We start from the raw sequence: 13,215 nt of genomic DNA, 5'->3' as shown, positions 1-13,215 counted from the left end.
AGCGATTTACTGAATCATTTGAGAATACTTCCTCCACCGGAATATTCATACAATTACCGCATGGCGGGCTGCTGAATCACTCAATATCATGAAACAAAATGAATTTTAAAGAACATATAGCTAAAGAACCAATTTTTGAGGTAATAGCCCGTTCGGCCACCGAAATGGGTGTTGAAGCCTACGTTATTGGCGGATATGTAAGAGACCTGATACTAAACCGACCCAACAAAGATATTGATGTGGTGTGTTTGGGCAGCGGCATTGGTCTGGCCGAAAAAGTAGCAAGCCAACTGGGTGACAACGTACACGTGAGTTTCTTCAAAAACTTTGGTACAGCTCAAATCAGGCTAAACGATTTAGAAATAGAATTTGTAGGCGCACGAAAAGAATCATACCGCATCGAATCACGCAAGCCGCTTGTTGAAGACGGCACGCTGGAAGACGACCAGAACCGACGGGACTTCACGATTAATGCCCTGGGTATTTCGTTAAATATCAAAGATTTCGGGCAACTCATTGACCCCTTTGATGGCGTGGCCGATATAGGTAAGAAAATCATTCGCACGCCACTAAGCCCCGAAATTACGTTTTCTGACGACCCCCTGCGCATGATGCGTGCCATCAGGTTTGCATCACAACTTGGTTTTGATATTGAAGGCACAACTTTCGATGCCATTGCGGCCATGAAAGACCGCATTTCTATTGTGTCGCAAGAGCGTATCACCGAAGAGCTTAATAAAATTGTGTTATCAAAAACACCTTCGTATGGCTTTAAGTTGTTGTTCTATACGGGTTTGTTGCAAATCATTTTCCCTGAATTTTGCGAATTGCAAGGCGTAGAAACCCAAGACGGCAAAGGGCACAAAGATAATTTTTACCATACCTTGCAGGTGCTCGATAACGTGGCCCTAAAATCGAACGATTTGTGGTTGCGTTGGGCGGCTATTCTCCACGATATTGCCAAACCAGCTACCAAACGTTTTCACCCAAAAGTGGGTTGGACATTCCACGGGCACGAAGAACTCGGTGCAAAGATGACACCGGGTATTTTCAGAAAATTGAAGTTGCCGCTAGATGCCAAAATGAAAATGGTGAAAAATCTGGTAAGGTTGCACTTACGCCCCATTGCCCTGGCCAAAGAAGGCGTGAGCGATTCGGCGCTTCGCCGACTGCTGTTTGAAGCAGGCGACGACATTGAATACCTGATGATTTTGTGCCGGGCCGATATTACCTCGAAAGACATGAGCAAGGTAAGACGCTACCTGGGCAATTTCGATAAAGTAGAAGAACTACTGATTGAGCTAGAGGCCAAAGATAAACTCCGCAATTTTCAACCGGTTATTACCGGAGAAATCATCATGGAGGCGTTTGACTTAAAACCCTCACGTGAGGTCGGCGACATAAAAATAGCTATCAGAGAGGCCATTCTTGATGGCACAATTCCGAACGATTTTGATATTGCCTATGATTTTATGTTGGCCGAAGGCGAGAAACTGAATTTTAAACCTGTAAAGAGTAAAGCCGAAATAAAGACATTTTCAGAATCACTTGAACCTAAATCTTGATTTTTTATGAATGACGAAAACACTAAGTTTAAAAGAAACTTGGGAGCAGTATTAACAGGTATCGGCTTATTGCTGTTGCTTTTTGCCTGTGCCGCTTTTATGTCGAGCAACAACCGTTTGATGGGCTTTGATGTAGCCGGAGCAAGAAAAATAGCTCCTGCCGTATTAGGTCTTATCCTGATGGTTTCAGGCGTAGGCATGATAAACCGGACTTAGATTTTATGAGTTTTTGCAAGCTATGTTAATAAAAGCATAGCTTGCCCTACTTCTTCAATAGCTCAATACCCACATTGCATTGCAGGCATTTCTTTTGGGTGCAAAAATTATTATAGAGTTCAATACTCGCCTGGGCATCATAAGCGGTTGTTATGCTTAGGCCCATATTCTTCCACATATCAATAATATGATTACTTTCGGCCGGAAAACTCTCTAAAAAAGCAAGGGCTCTATCCATATAAGCCAGATTATCCGTCTTTTGGGCATAACACGCCAGTAACGGAATAACCGTGTTTATCAATAAATTATCAACCGAATCTTTACCCAAGCCATTACTTTTCTTACCTAGTTTTTTACCAAAATGATAATGCTCTTGCCAATACTCGCTCTGGCGCACTTGCAGTGCCTTGCGTAAATCGTCTATCGATTCGGTTTGGGTAAATAAGGAGAAAAAGCTCTTTTGCAGCGTAATCAAACGTGCCAGTTGAGCGATTCTGATAGTAGGGAAATTGGCAGGGCGGGTTCGGAGTAGCTTCCATTCATGGGGCTCTAATCTTGTATCTTTCAGCGAAAACTTAACAGCAAAAAAATCATATTCCTGTACCAGTTTTTTTGAATAATCGTCAACATCAACCAAAAGTCCCGACTGCCCAAAAAGAATGGCCTCTATCTGCGTGATATTATCACGGTGTTTTTGCAATACTTTAAGCGGAATATGCTGCGCCAAACGCAAAAAAGCCTCCGAATTTAGTTTAAAACCGAAGTTTCGGGCCAATAGCTGGTAAGTAGTTTCTTCCCAATCGCCGTTGTTTTCTGCCAGCAAAGTTTCTATCAGCTTGGCTTTCTGAATCAATCGCTTAGTTAAAGCCTTGTCGAGCGTAGCAATCTTAGATAAATCAGAAACGCCGCCAAATTGCGCAGCGCACGGAATCACGTTTTTGTTATCAACAAGTGCTTGATATTTGTGTAGTAACGAGCCATCGGTTATCGGTTTCAATTCCAAAGTTGGAATCTCACTCCCATCAGCTCTTACAATGGGTTTGTCGTATTCCCAAACCACGTGCAGTATTACATTGTTATAACTGGCGTCGGTCTGGTGATTATGATTATTCCAGTCCGACGCCCGAATATGTATCTCAATATTCCCCGCCCATTCTATTTCTTCAATTTGTACTCTGGCCTGCGAAAAATCAGGGCCAGCATCAGTATTCAGAATACCCGTTTTCAGTATCCTGAGAGATTCTTGTCTGGTAGTGCGCAGCAAAGATTTATCAAACTGTTGAAATTGCCACAGGTAGTTAATAAAAGATTCTGTCATGGTATAAACCTATTGACTATGCTTTAATATTACGCTAACATTTACAGAATTGCTGAAAGGTAGCCTTCCATTTCTTGTTGTACTTTTCTGGCTTCTTCGGCAGCTACTTCGGCAAAATCTTCGCCGTTCGAGGCATAAATAATAGCCCTTGCCGAGTTTACCAGTAAGCCACATTGCTTGTTCATACCATAGCGAGATACTTCTTCAAGGCTTCCGCCCTGCGCACCTACACCCGGCACAAGCAGAAAATGGTCTGGTACTATTTTACGAATTTCAGCCAGTTTATCGGCCTGCGTTGCGCCTACCACATACATCATGGCATCGCTCCCACCCCACTCCTGCGACTTCGTGAGCACCTGCTCAAACAAAGCCTTTTGTTCGCCATCAACCTCTACTTTCAGGTGCTGAAAATCATGGCTGCCAACGTTAGACGTAAGCCCAAGCAATATTACCCATTTACCTTCAAAAGCCAGAAAAGGCTGCACCGAATCACGGCCCATATAAGGCGCAACGGTAACCGAGTCAAAATCAAGACCCGACGAAGCCTTATCGAAAAACGTACGGGCATATAGTTCAGATGTATTTCCGATGTCGCCACGTTTGGCATCAGCAATCGTAAAAATATCTTTGGGTATATAGTCTATTGTTTTTTGCAGGCTTTGCCAGCCTTTCACGCCCATTGCCTCATAAAATGCAATATTTGGTTTATAAGCAACTGCATATTGCGCTGTTGCGTCTATAATCTGGCGATTAAATTCAAAAATCGGGTCTTCGGTAGCTAACAGATGTTTTGGTATTTTTTTAATATCTGTATCTAACCCTACACATAAGTAAGATTTCTTTTTAAGAATTTGCTCGAAGAGGTCTTGTTTGGTCATATCTTAGAAATTTTCACAAATTTCCTGATTTATGTTGATTTAATAAGAAAGTAACTTGAAATTATTTAATAAATATTACTTTTGCATAAATTCTGTGCGGCTAAAGCACTAATGCTGATTATAACAAAATAACAAACGCTGATACAGAATCTAAAAAATAAAAATATAGAAGCATAATGGAGTTCAGACAAACATCTATCGAAGGTCTAATAGAGATTTTTCCCCGTATTTTTGGCGATGAAAGAGGATATTTTTTAGAATCATACCACAAAAAGGCATTTGCCGACAATGGTATTCCTTTCGATTTCGTGCAAGATAACCAATCTTTATCTTCGCCAGGTGTTTTAAGAGGCTTACATTTTCAGCGAGACCCACACGCACAGGGCAAACTGGTAAGAGTGCTCAAAGGCAAAGCGCTTGATATTGCCGTTGATATAAGACCGGGCTCACCAACTTTTGGTAAGTACGAGAAGTTTTTGCTTGACGACCAGCTACAAAATATGGTATATATTCCTGCCGGCTTTGCGCATGGCTTTCTGGCATTAGAGCAATGTTTGTTTACTTATAAATGTACAAATTTCTACAATAAAGCCTCAGAAGGAGGCATCATCTGGAACGACCCCGACCTGAATATTGACTGGGGAATCGAGGACCCGAATATCTCATCAAAAGACCTTGAATTACCCAGATTAAGAGATATTTCTTAATAAAAAAGGCAAGTAGGGCTTTGGCATAAATAATACCAAAATCGTTATATTTTAGATATTTTTTTTCAAAACCTACATTATTGATGGTTTGCTACCGCTTAGTATTTTTCTAAGATTCAGTCGTTTTTTTGGCATGGTGTTGGTTTACAATTGTATATAGGGAAACCTGTAATACTGAATCCTGAATTAGGCCACAAAACAACCATACCTCAATGTTTAAAACATTGCTAAACAAACCTCTTTTTAGAAAAAACATTGCTTTGCCTCAATATCCACTTACTGTAGATGTGCACGCCCATATTCTACCTCATATTGACGACGGAGCCGCTAGTGTAGAACAAAGTATTGCCATGATTAGGGGCCTTGTGGCTCTCGGGTTCAAGAAGATTATTGCTACCCCGCATGTAATGAGTGGTTTTTATGACAACTCTTATGAAGACATTCTTCAGTCATTGTCTCTTCTGCGTGCTATCCTGAAACGCTACCAAATTCCGGTAGAGATAGAAGCCTCGGCCGAATATTATCTTGAAGAAAACTTGTTCAGGTCTATTAAGCGTGGAGAGGTATTGCCATTTGGCAGCGACAGAAAATACTTGCTTTTTGAGGCATCGTTTATTGAAAAACCCAACTACATTATCGAGTCGGCGCTTCGTATTCAGCAAGCGGGCTTTATACCTGTATTGGCCCATCCTGAGCGATATATTTCTTTAAACAATATCGATACCCTCACAAAGCTATTGTTCAGCGGTATTCTGTTTCAGGTCAATATCGGTTCGCTTACGGGCTACTACTCTAAGCAAGCGCAAGAAATAGCCGAAATATTGGTAAAAAAGAATATGGTAGCCTTTTTTGGCTCTAATTGCCACAACGAAAGCCAGTTGAAGAGCATAAAAGCTGCCTACGACTTGCCCTATTTCTGCTATGCAGCCAAAGAAAACGCACTCAACAATTCTTTGCTCGAAGCACAAACACCCGTGTGGTCAACGGCTATTTATGCAAAAATCTGATTACTCAGCATCAGGTTTCATCGATTTCAGCACCACATCATTACCATCAAAAACTGCGTAACTATCATAAAATATCCAATCGCCCAGATTAATGTATCGGGCTGTTGGGCTAAGTTTTATGTCTACTTTGGTGTGTCGGTGTCCGAAAATATAGTAGTCGTGGTGCTCTTTGGCCTCTACCTGTTTAGAGTAACCAACCAGAAACTCCCTGTCGTCGCCGAGGTATTTCTCCGGTTCTCTTTTTTTGCGCCAGCTATGCTTGCTCCACAGGTTACCGAGCATCATGCCCAAGTTGGGGTGCATTATTCTGTTGAACAAAAAACGGGGCAGTTTGCCTTCAAAAATCACTTGCAGAAACTTATAGCCGTAGTCGCCTTTGCCTAGGCCATCGCCGTGGCCTATGTAAAACTTCTTGCCATTAAACTCGTAGCTGCGTGGTCGGCGAATGGTTTTTACGTTTAGCTCTTTTTCAAAATAATCGCTCATCCACATATCTCGGTTACCCAAAAACACCACTATCTCCATACCAGCATCCGATAACTCGCCCAGCTTGCCCAAAAAACGCACAAAGCCCTTGGGCACTACCTGTTTGTATTCAAACCAGAAATCAAACAAATCGCCTACCAGAAATATAATTTCGGCATCGTGCCTGATACTCTCCAGCCATGCTATTATTCGCCTTTCCCGGTTTAGGCTGTCTTGGTGTGTAGGTGCTCCCAAATGAAAATCAGAAGCAAAATATATTTTTTTCCCGGGTGCTAATTGTCGGTTCAAATCTTTTATTTTAATGATTAAATATTCATAAGTTCCAGCGAATAATTGGGTTTTGAGAAACAATTATTCTTCCAAAGTAGCGAACTTGGTAGAGACGTATTGCGATACGTCTCCTGTCGTAGAATCTGCTTTTTACTTAAAATTGGTCTAAAATTCCAACATTTACGCCCAAATTTAGTTCAAAAATACAGGTAGACCTTTGAGATGTATTGCAATACGTCTCTACTAAGTCAGACATTTTAAGGAACGCTTATTTCTTCAAATTCATTACTCGGCGAATCGTATTATTCCGCAAAAATACATATTTTATCAGGGTTTAGTAAAATTTGATTTTGTTAAAAATCTTCTTTCCTTATCTTTACACCAAATTAACGAAGACCAAACTTTAAAAACATATATGCCTTTAATGAAACGAGTATTGATAGCCGAAGATAGTTCAGTTATTCAGAACTTAGCAAAGAAAATTTTGGAGTTTCAGAACTTCGAAATCACCGCTGTAAAAAATGGAGAGCAAGTAATGCAATTACTTGATAAAGAAGACTTTGACATTCTTCTGCTCGACATCAATATGCCAATCATGGACGGCATGGAGTGCATTAAAGCAATTCGTGAGCTAGACGACAAGAAAAAGGCCAATGTTCCGGCAGTAGCTATTACCGGAAACGCCAAAAACTACTCTGAAGACGACTTCAAAAATGCAGGGTTCAACGATGCATTAATGAAGCCTTTGAATTTCGACCGACTGGTAACAGTTGTGAAAAGCCTTACAGAGTAAATATATAGAGTATTAAATCATTCGGTGGGCAATCTTTTCCGATTACCCACCGTTCCCTTAAGCATGCAAGTAACTTTTCTCGGAACAGGTACCTCGGCGGGTGTTCCCGTACTTACATGCAGATGTGAAGTCTGCAATTCACTTGATTTCAGAGACAAGCGTCTTCGGGTGTCTGTCTGGATAGAAGTGAATGGCAAGAGCTTTATTATTGATACCGGCCCTGATTTCAGGCAACAGGCCCTGCGTGAGCGAATAGCCCAGCTTGATGCCATCATTTATACCCACGAACACAAAGACCACACCGCCGGCCTTGACGACGTTCGTCCCTTCAATTACCTCAACGGTATCCGTCATATCAATCTTTATGCCCATCAACGGGTTTTAAATCAGCTTAAAAGAGAGTTTGCCTACGCTTTTGAAGACATAAAGTATCCGGGTGTGCCATTGCTCAATCTACAAGAGATTGCCGCCGACGTATCGCAGCCAATCAATATTGAGGGCATTGAGTTTACCCCTATCGAAGTAATGCACCATCGCTTGCCCGTGCTTGGTTTTCGGGTGGGTGATTTCACCTACATTACCGATGTAAACTACATTTCTGAAACCGAAATGGAGAAAGTTTACGGCACAAAGGTATTGGTTTTAGGTGCTTTGCAACGTGAGCCGCACATTTCTCATTTTGCTTTGAGCGAGGCCATAGCGGTAGCGCAAAAAATAAATGCGCCTACTACCTATTTTACGCATATCAGCCATAAAATGGGCTTGCATACCGACGTAGAAAAAGAACTGCCGCCCAATATTCATTTAGCTTATGATGGGCTGAAAATAAAGCTTCCGAACCCTTGATACGACAATTTTGTTTCTATCATTATGGCAGAACAAAACGAGCTTCCTCCTAAATATTATTTAGAGTACTTCAACTACCTGCTGGACTTTGTTCAGGAGAAGTATCGGCATATACTCAACGAAAACGAATGGCGTTTCCTGCGTAAATACTATTGCCTAAGCGAAGATGCGCAATGTTTGTTTATCAGATTCAGCAATCGTAAGGGTTTGTTTTTTAAAACCAATAAACTAGCGTATGCTGAACTGACGGATATTCCGGCATTGCTGAACGAACTACTTGAAAGAGAGTTTATTGAGCCTGTAAATGCTGCCAAACATGAGACTTTCAGCAAGGAATTATTGGGCATTTATGGGAAAGACGAACTCGCCAACCGTTTCACCAAAATAATAGCTGCTACGCAAGAAAGCCTACCTAAAGCCGAACGGATTTCGTATAAGAAACTCAAAAAAGATGAGTTGGTAGAAACCTTGCTCAAAGCCTTTAGTTTTGAGGAAATCATAGAGGCAATTCAAGACTTAGAACCTGTTATTAAGGTTTGCTTTGAGTTTGAGGTTACTTTCATGAAGTTTCTGTTCTTTGGCAATCGCTACCTTGACATGACCGAGTTTGTGGTGCGAGACCTGGGACTGATTCAGTACGAAAGCCATGATGACGACAAACTGGTCGCCCGATTTACTACACGCAAAGATGCAGAAGACAAATGGCTAATTACCGACCAGAACGACCTCTTCTCGCAATTAAAAGATACTGCTCCGCCGCTCGAAATCTACGACTGGTTCATGAATTTTACTGATTCTGTTACCGACCTGAGCGAAGTAGCCAAGCCTGCTTACGAAAGGCTTATTATAAAAGTAGGCACTTTTCTAGAGAAAAGTAAGCTGTACGACGAAGCCCTGAATACCTTCCGACTGACAGAACAAGTGCCTGCAAGAGAGCGACAAGTGCGAACCTTACAAAAACTTGGGCACATTGACGAAGCACTTTCACTTTGCCAATTGATGATTGAGTTTCCGAAAAATGCTGATGAACGTTTTTTTGCCAGCGATTTCATTAATCAGACGAAAAGCAAAAAACGTGTACATAAAAAAAGTACAACCTCGTGGCTGCACCAATCAGAATCTATCACGATTTCGGAAGAACATCGCCATCAGGTTGAAATGGGTGTGGCTGAATACTACATAAATGAGGGGAAAATGGCTGTTTTTTCTGAAAACCATACCTGGCGGGCTATCTTCGGGCTTATATTCTGGGATATTGTCTTCGACCCTAGTCTGGTAGCTTTCCACCACCCTTTTCAACGTCGCCCGTCTGACTTATACCTGCCTGATTTCTACGAAAAACGTCAGGATTTAATCATTAGTCATTTGGCAAGTTTCGATAATATCCAGACGCTACTGGTGTATATGGGTGAGCGCTACGAATCTAAATTCGGCATTGCTAATCCGTTTGTACCCTGGCTTGAAGAAATGTGGATGATTGTCAGAAAAGCCGTAGAAGTAATCAATTTTGAAGCCTTGAAGATAATACTACACGAGATGTCGAAGAATCTGGTAGAAAACCTACGTGGCTTCCCCGACCTTTTTATGTGGGACGACACAACCAACGAATACTGCTTTGTAGAAGTAAAATCCCCTACCGATAACCTCTCAAACCAACAGCTATTTTGGCTACAGTTTTTTAAAGAAATCGGTGTAAATTCTAAGGTTTTAAGGGTTTATTGGGAGAAGACTTTGGAGGAATTGAGTGAATGAGTGAGTTAGTGATTGAGTGAATAGCGAATAATATTGTAAAAATTTAGGTCCTAGCCGAGTCTCACGTGTGGATAAGCCTAAAGCTTAGCAAGGGGACTCGGCGTTTTTTAGGTTGGTTTCTCTTTCACGCAGAGTCCCTTTGCTTACCTTTTCCAGCGCACACAGGAGACTCTGCTAAGACCTAATCACATTTAAAAGTTAGGTCGTAGCCCATTCTCCCGTGCGCATAAGGCTAAAGCTTAGCAAGGAGACTCGGCTTAAACCTAGATTTGTGTAAACCTATTTTAGAATTAGACAATTAGTTACCATTTTGAAAAGGAGCGCTTATATTCGTTTTAATTTCACTTCTTTTGTAATTCAAGTAAGTGAAAACAATGGCACAAACAAACACTAATGAAAGCGGTATAAGATACTGATATATTTTAGGCTTTAACTTGAGTAGAAATTTTAAAACAAAAAAATCAAGTATAACAAAAATAGAGGTCAAAAACATAAAAATTATATCCCCACCGCCTGAAGCAGAAAGTGAATAAATCGTTATCAAAAAAATCACAAATAAACCCAGAACAAAATTGAAAATTGGGGTTTTCATTGATTGAATGCTATTGGGGTTTGATTAATAATCCGATTTTAGGTCATAGCCGAGTCTCCCGTTCGCATAGGCTTGCGGCTTAGTAAGGGGACTCGGAGTTTTTTAGGTTGGTCTATCCTTCACGCAGAGTCCCTTTGCTTACCTTTTCCAGCGCACACAGGAGACTCTGCTAAAACATAGTTTGTGTAAACCTATTTTAGGACTAGACACTAATCACTCATTCACACAATCGCTCAATAACTAGGTCTAAGCCGAGTCTCCCGTGCGCACTGGCTTGCGGCTTAGCAAGGGGACTCGGCGTTTTTGGGAATTGGTCTCTCCTCCAAGCAGAGTCCCTTTGCTTACCTGTTCCAGCGCACACAGGAGACTCTGCTAAAACCTTGATTTGTGTAAACCTATTTTAGGATTAGACACTAATCACTCATTCACACAATCGCTCAATAACTAGGTCTAAGCCGAGTCTCCCGTGCGCACTGGCTTGCAGCCTAGCAAGGGGACTCGGCGTTTTTGGGATTACTCTCTCCTCCACGCCGAGTCCCTTTGCTTACCTTTTCCAGCACACACAGGAGACTCTGCTAAAACGTCCGCCCCTTTGCTATGCCCTCTGCGTATCAATAATTCCCCCCACCGCCACCGCCGCCAAAGTCTCCGCCGCCGAATTTCATTTTTCCGCCTTGTCCGTGTGGTAGTGCCTGATTTACCAGAAAAGCCTCAAAATCTCGGTATTTACTGGCTTGGGTTTGTTGATACGTTAAACCCCATTTTGGTGTACGCAAAACCCATATTCCCCACACGGCAAAACCCACCAACGCAGCTCCACCAAATGTCATGGCCCATTCAAGAGGCATTACAGAGAAGTAAAAACGATAGGTAAATATTGAAAAAGCAAAGGCCGCTAAGCCAACCATTACCATTTTTCGGTCTTTTTGCTTCAAGCCAAAATATAGATAGATAAATGGTATAGCTAAGGTAAATAGATAGAAAAGCGGCGCAAACGATATTTGCGTAGAATCATTCAGGCCGTTCAATATAGCGTTACCTTCTCGCACTACCATGTAGTTTCCACCCAGATAAAACGTTATTAAACTACCCGTTTCAATACATATCTGCGCATCGGTATAGTAAGCCGAATTATCGTTTTTGCTCCACCATCGGGCAAATACAAAACTGATTACCGATACCGCCATAATCACAAAAGGCACTATTAATTTTCCTATCGAAAACTCAATGGTAAGCGTAAACCAAGAGCATATCCAGACCACAAAAATAGCGATAGCCACAAAAGGGTCGCCGTAGCGCAGTAAGAACGGAATAAACACAATTAAGGATAAAAAGTAGTAGGCATACAAAGACCAACGGAAGTCGGTAAAAGCAAAAATAGCTGTAAGAAACGAGCCAATAGCCACATAAAGCAAGGCATTATCAGTACCCGACCTATACAGCTTGCGACTTTTAATAAAATATTCCAACAAAAAAACCATACTTACCCCATATACCACACAAACAATACCCAGCCCAAGGCTTGTTTCAACTATAGGCTCAAGAAGAGTAATGGCCATAAACCCAAAAGTAGCCGAAATAGCCAGATTGGTAAATATAAATAGCCCAAACTCAATAAATATATTCGGCTGATAAAACTCTACCGGAAATAGCTTGCAGGCTTCGGTATATTGCTCCTGGCTCAGTACTTTTTCTTCATACCATTCCCGCACAATAGCCTGACTCTCAATATTCTCAACCCATGTTTCGTTATATGCCTTTTTCATTTTTTCAGTCCAATCATTTGTTTGATATTCATTAGAAAATACACAACTCCCACAGCCGATGCCATGAAATAGAAAGTGTACAAGGTAAAATCAAGCCCTTCTGTCCACGCTCCCTGAAAAATCCAGTACGTTACAGATATATAGCCATAAATAACCCCCATCAACATAAACAGATAAGATTGCGTGCGCCGAGCATACCATATACTGCCATAGCTTAATACAGCCATCACGAGCATATACACCAGTTTCATATCAAACTGAAACAAGCCGGCTAATGTTGCCACAAAAGCAATGTTGAAGCCAAAAATGAAATAGGTAAACGAGAAATGGCTTTTCCAGCGTTTGTATTCGCTTAGCCCTCCCATCGCTATCAATACCACACCGAGTAAAATTGATAGATGCGTAATATCGGCAGTAGAAAAGTTTTTTTGTTGCCAGAGTTTAATTGGCGCAATGTTTACACCCACCCACGACGCAAAAGCCGTAATAGCCATTGAAAGCACCCCTCGGTGGTCGAAACGATAGGCCAGAAAGAAAAACAGCACCGCAGGCAGAAAAGCCGCCAGCCCATAGCGTGTGCCAAAAACATTGTATTGGTATTGCAGGTAGCCTTCGAGCGTCAGAAACATCACGCAAGCGCCGAGTAGCGCAAAATCGTCGAGCTTTTCGGTCTCTACAACCTCGTCCCATGTGAAAGGCTTGCGATATTTGAAAGCATAGAACAAACAACCCGCAAAGGCCAGCACAATCAAGCCAATTAATACATTATGCCCAATGGAATCAATGTTTTCGTAGATAACCACACCCAAGCCAGCCCCTAGCAGCGTGATACCTGCATATAAAAAGGTACGCAACTCCCAATGCACCGAAAAAGGTTTGGTTTGCTCGTAAGCAGTAATCTTAGCCGCCTGTTCGTCGGGAATTACTTCTTTTTCAACCAACGTTTTCAATAACTCTTTGTAGTCCATAAGCAAGTTTTATTTGAAATAAATTGAGTGATTGAGCGGCCGCCGCTGCGG

At 41.7% G+C, this 13,215-nt stretch carries 12 protein-coding genes; 7 read left to right on the top strand and 5 right to left on the bottom strand.

The window, feature by feature from the left end:
- The first annotated feature begins 98 nt into the window (after positions 1–98).
- Both WAE64_RS19315 and WAE64_RS19310 read left to right on the top strand, forming a co-directional pair.
- Positions 99–1,565: a CCA tRNA nucleotidyltransferase gene (locus WAE64_RS19315; protein ID WP_340239301.1), complete on the top strand. Its 1,467-nt coding sequence runs from the start codon at positions 99–101 to the stop codon at positions 1,563–1,565.
- A gap of 6 nt (positions 1,566–1,571) precedes the next feature.
- Positions 1,572–1,781: a hypothetical protein gene (locus WAE64_RS19310; protein WP_340239299.1), complete on the top strand. Its 210-nt coding sequence runs from the start codon at positions 1,572–1,574 to the stop codon at positions 1,779–1,781.
- 46 nt (positions 1,782–1,827) lie between these two features.
- On the opposite strand, the gene WAE64_RS19305 is transcribed toward WAE64_RS19310, so the two are convergent.
- Positions 1,828–3,099 (bottom strand): DUF2851 family protein, encoded by a 1,272-nt coding sequence (locus tag WAE64_RS19305; protein WP_340239297.1) that lies wholly within the window; start codon positions 3,097–3,099, stop codon positions 1,828–1,830.
- A 41-nt stretch (positions 3,100–3,140) separates the two neighbouring features.
- Entirely contained in the window at positions 3,141–3,977 is an 837-nt protein-coding gene (gene pyrF, locus WAE64_RS19300) for an orotidine-5'-phosphate decarboxylase (protein ID WP_340239296.1), read from the bottom strand.
- A gap of 176 nt (positions 3,978–4,153) precedes the next feature.
- Here pyrF and rfbC point away from each other — a divergent pair, with 176 nt between their 5' ends.
- Together rfbC and WAE64_RS19290 are read left to right on the top strand one after the other, a co-directional pair.
- On the top strand, positions 4,154–4,684 hold the full coding sequence (gene rfbC / locus WAE64_RS19295) for a dTDP-4-dehydrorhamnose 3,5-epimerase (protein WP_340239295.1): 531 nt from the start codon (positions 4,154–4,156) through the stop codon (positions 4,682–4,684).
- A 212-nt stretch (positions 4,685–4,896) separates the two neighbouring features.
- On the top strand, positions 4,897–5,691 hold the full coding sequence (locus WAE64_RS19290) for a tyrosine-protein phosphatase (RefSeq protein ID WP_340239293.1): 795 nt from the start codon (positions 4,897–4,899) through the stop codon (positions 5,689–5,691).
- On the opposite strand, the gene WAE64_RS19285 is transcribed toward WAE64_RS19290, so the two are convergent.
- On the bottom strand, positions 5,692–6,465 hold the full coding sequence (locus WAE64_RS19285; protein ID WP_340239291.1) for a UDP-2,3-diacylglucosamine diphosphatase: 774 nt from the start codon (positions 6,463–6,465) through the stop codon (positions 5,692–5,694). It lies immediately after the preceding gene.
- Positions 6,466–6,862: 397 nt separating this feature from the next.
- Between WAE64_RS19285 and WAE64_RS19280 the strand changes: the two genes are divergently transcribed.
- From WAE64_RS19280 to WAE64_RS19270, 3 genes are all read left to right on the top strand, one after another.
- Positions 6,863–7,240: a response regulator gene (locus tag WAE64_RS19280; protein WP_340239290.1), complete on the top strand. Its 378-nt coding sequence runs from the start codon at positions 6,863–6,865 to the stop codon at positions 7,238–7,240.
- A 63-nt stretch (positions 7,241–7,303) separates the two neighbouring features.
- Positions 7,304–8,086 carry an MBL fold metallo-hydrolase gene (locus WAE64_RS19275; RefSeq protein ID WP_340239289.1) on the top strand — a complete coding sequence of 261 codons (783 nt, stop codon included), beginning with the start codon at positions 7,304–7,306 and terminating at the stop codon, positions 8,084–8,086.
- 24 nt (positions 8,087–8,110) lie between these two features.
- Entirely contained in the window at positions 8,111–9,838 is a 1,728-nt protein-coding gene (locus WAE64_RS19270) for a VRR-NUC domain-containing protein (protein WP_340239287.1), read from the top strand.
- Between the two features lie 1,203 nt (positions 9,839–11,041).
- On the opposite strand, the gene WAE64_RS19265 is transcribed toward WAE64_RS19270, so the two are convergent.
- Positions 11,042–12,196 carry a hypothetical protein gene (locus WAE64_RS19265; RefSeq protein WP_340239286.1) on the bottom strand — a complete coding sequence of 385 codons (1,155 nt, stop codon included), beginning with the start codon at positions 12,194–12,196 and terminating at the stop codon, positions 11,042–11,044.
- On the bottom strand, positions 12,193–13,164 hold the full coding sequence (locus WAE64_RS19260) for a DUF2157 domain-containing protein (protein ID WP_340239285.1): 972 nt from the start codon (positions 13,162–13,164) through the stop codon (positions 12,193–12,195). Before WAE64_RS19260 ends, WAE64_RS19265 begins: the two co-directional genes overlap by 4 nt.
- Between the last annotated feature and the right edge of the window lie 51 nt (positions 13,165–13,215).

Origin of the sequence: Emticicia soli (assembly GCF_037860775.1) — a bacterium.
GTDB lineage: Bacteria > Bacteroidota > Bacteroidia > Cytophagales > Spirosomataceae > Emticicia > Emticicia soli.
The sequence above is the reverse complement of the archived record's forward strand: the minus strand, read 5'-3'. Positions and strand labels throughout refer to the sequence as shown.

Excerpts from the sequence above, each read along its gene's own strand:
- WAE64_RS19315 (WP_340239301.1), top strand. The coding sequence starts at position 99 with ATGAATTTTAAAGAACATATAGCTAAAGAACCAATTTTTGAGGTAATA.
- WAE64_RS19310 (WP_340239299.1), top strand. The coding sequence starts at position 1,572 with ATGAATGACGAAAACACTAAGTTTAAAAGAAACTTGGGAGCAGTATTA.
- WAE64_RS19305 (WP_340239297.1), bottom strand. The coding sequence starts at position 3,099 with ATGACAGAATCTTTTATTAACTACCTGTGGCAATTTCAACAGTTTGAT.
- pyrF (WP_340239296.1), bottom strand. The coding sequence starts at position 3,977 with ATGACCAAACAAGACCTCTTCGAGCAAATTCTTAAAAAGAAATCTTAC.
- rfbC (WP_340239295.1), top strand. The coding sequence starts at position 4,154 with ATGGAGTTCAGACAAACATCTATCGAAGGTCTAATAGAGATTTTTCCC.
- WAE64_RS19290 (WP_340239293.1), top strand. The coding sequence starts at position 4,897 with ATGTTTAAAACATTGCTAAACAAACCTCTTTTTAGAAAAAACATTGCT.
- WAE64_RS19280 (WP_340239290.1), top strand. The coding sequence starts at position 6,863 with ATGCCTTTAATGAAACGAGTATTGATAGCCGAAGATAGTTCAGTTATT.
- WAE64_RS19275 (WP_340239289.1), top strand. The coding sequence starts at position 7,304 with ATGCAAGTAACTTTTCTCGGAACAGGTACCTCGGCGGGTGTTCCCGTA.
- WAE64_RS19270 (WP_340239287.1), top strand. The coding sequence starts at position 8,111 with ATGGCAGAACAAAACGAGCTTCCTCCTAAATATTATTTAGAGTACTTC.
- WAE64_RS19265 (WP_340239286.1), bottom strand. The coding sequence starts at position 12,196 with ATGAAAAAGGCATATAACGAAACATGGGTTGAGAATATTGAGAGTCAG.
- WAE64_RS19260 (WP_340239285.1), bottom strand. The coding sequence starts at position 13,164 with ATGGACTACAAAGAGTTATTGAAAACGTTGGTTGAAAAAGAAGTAATT.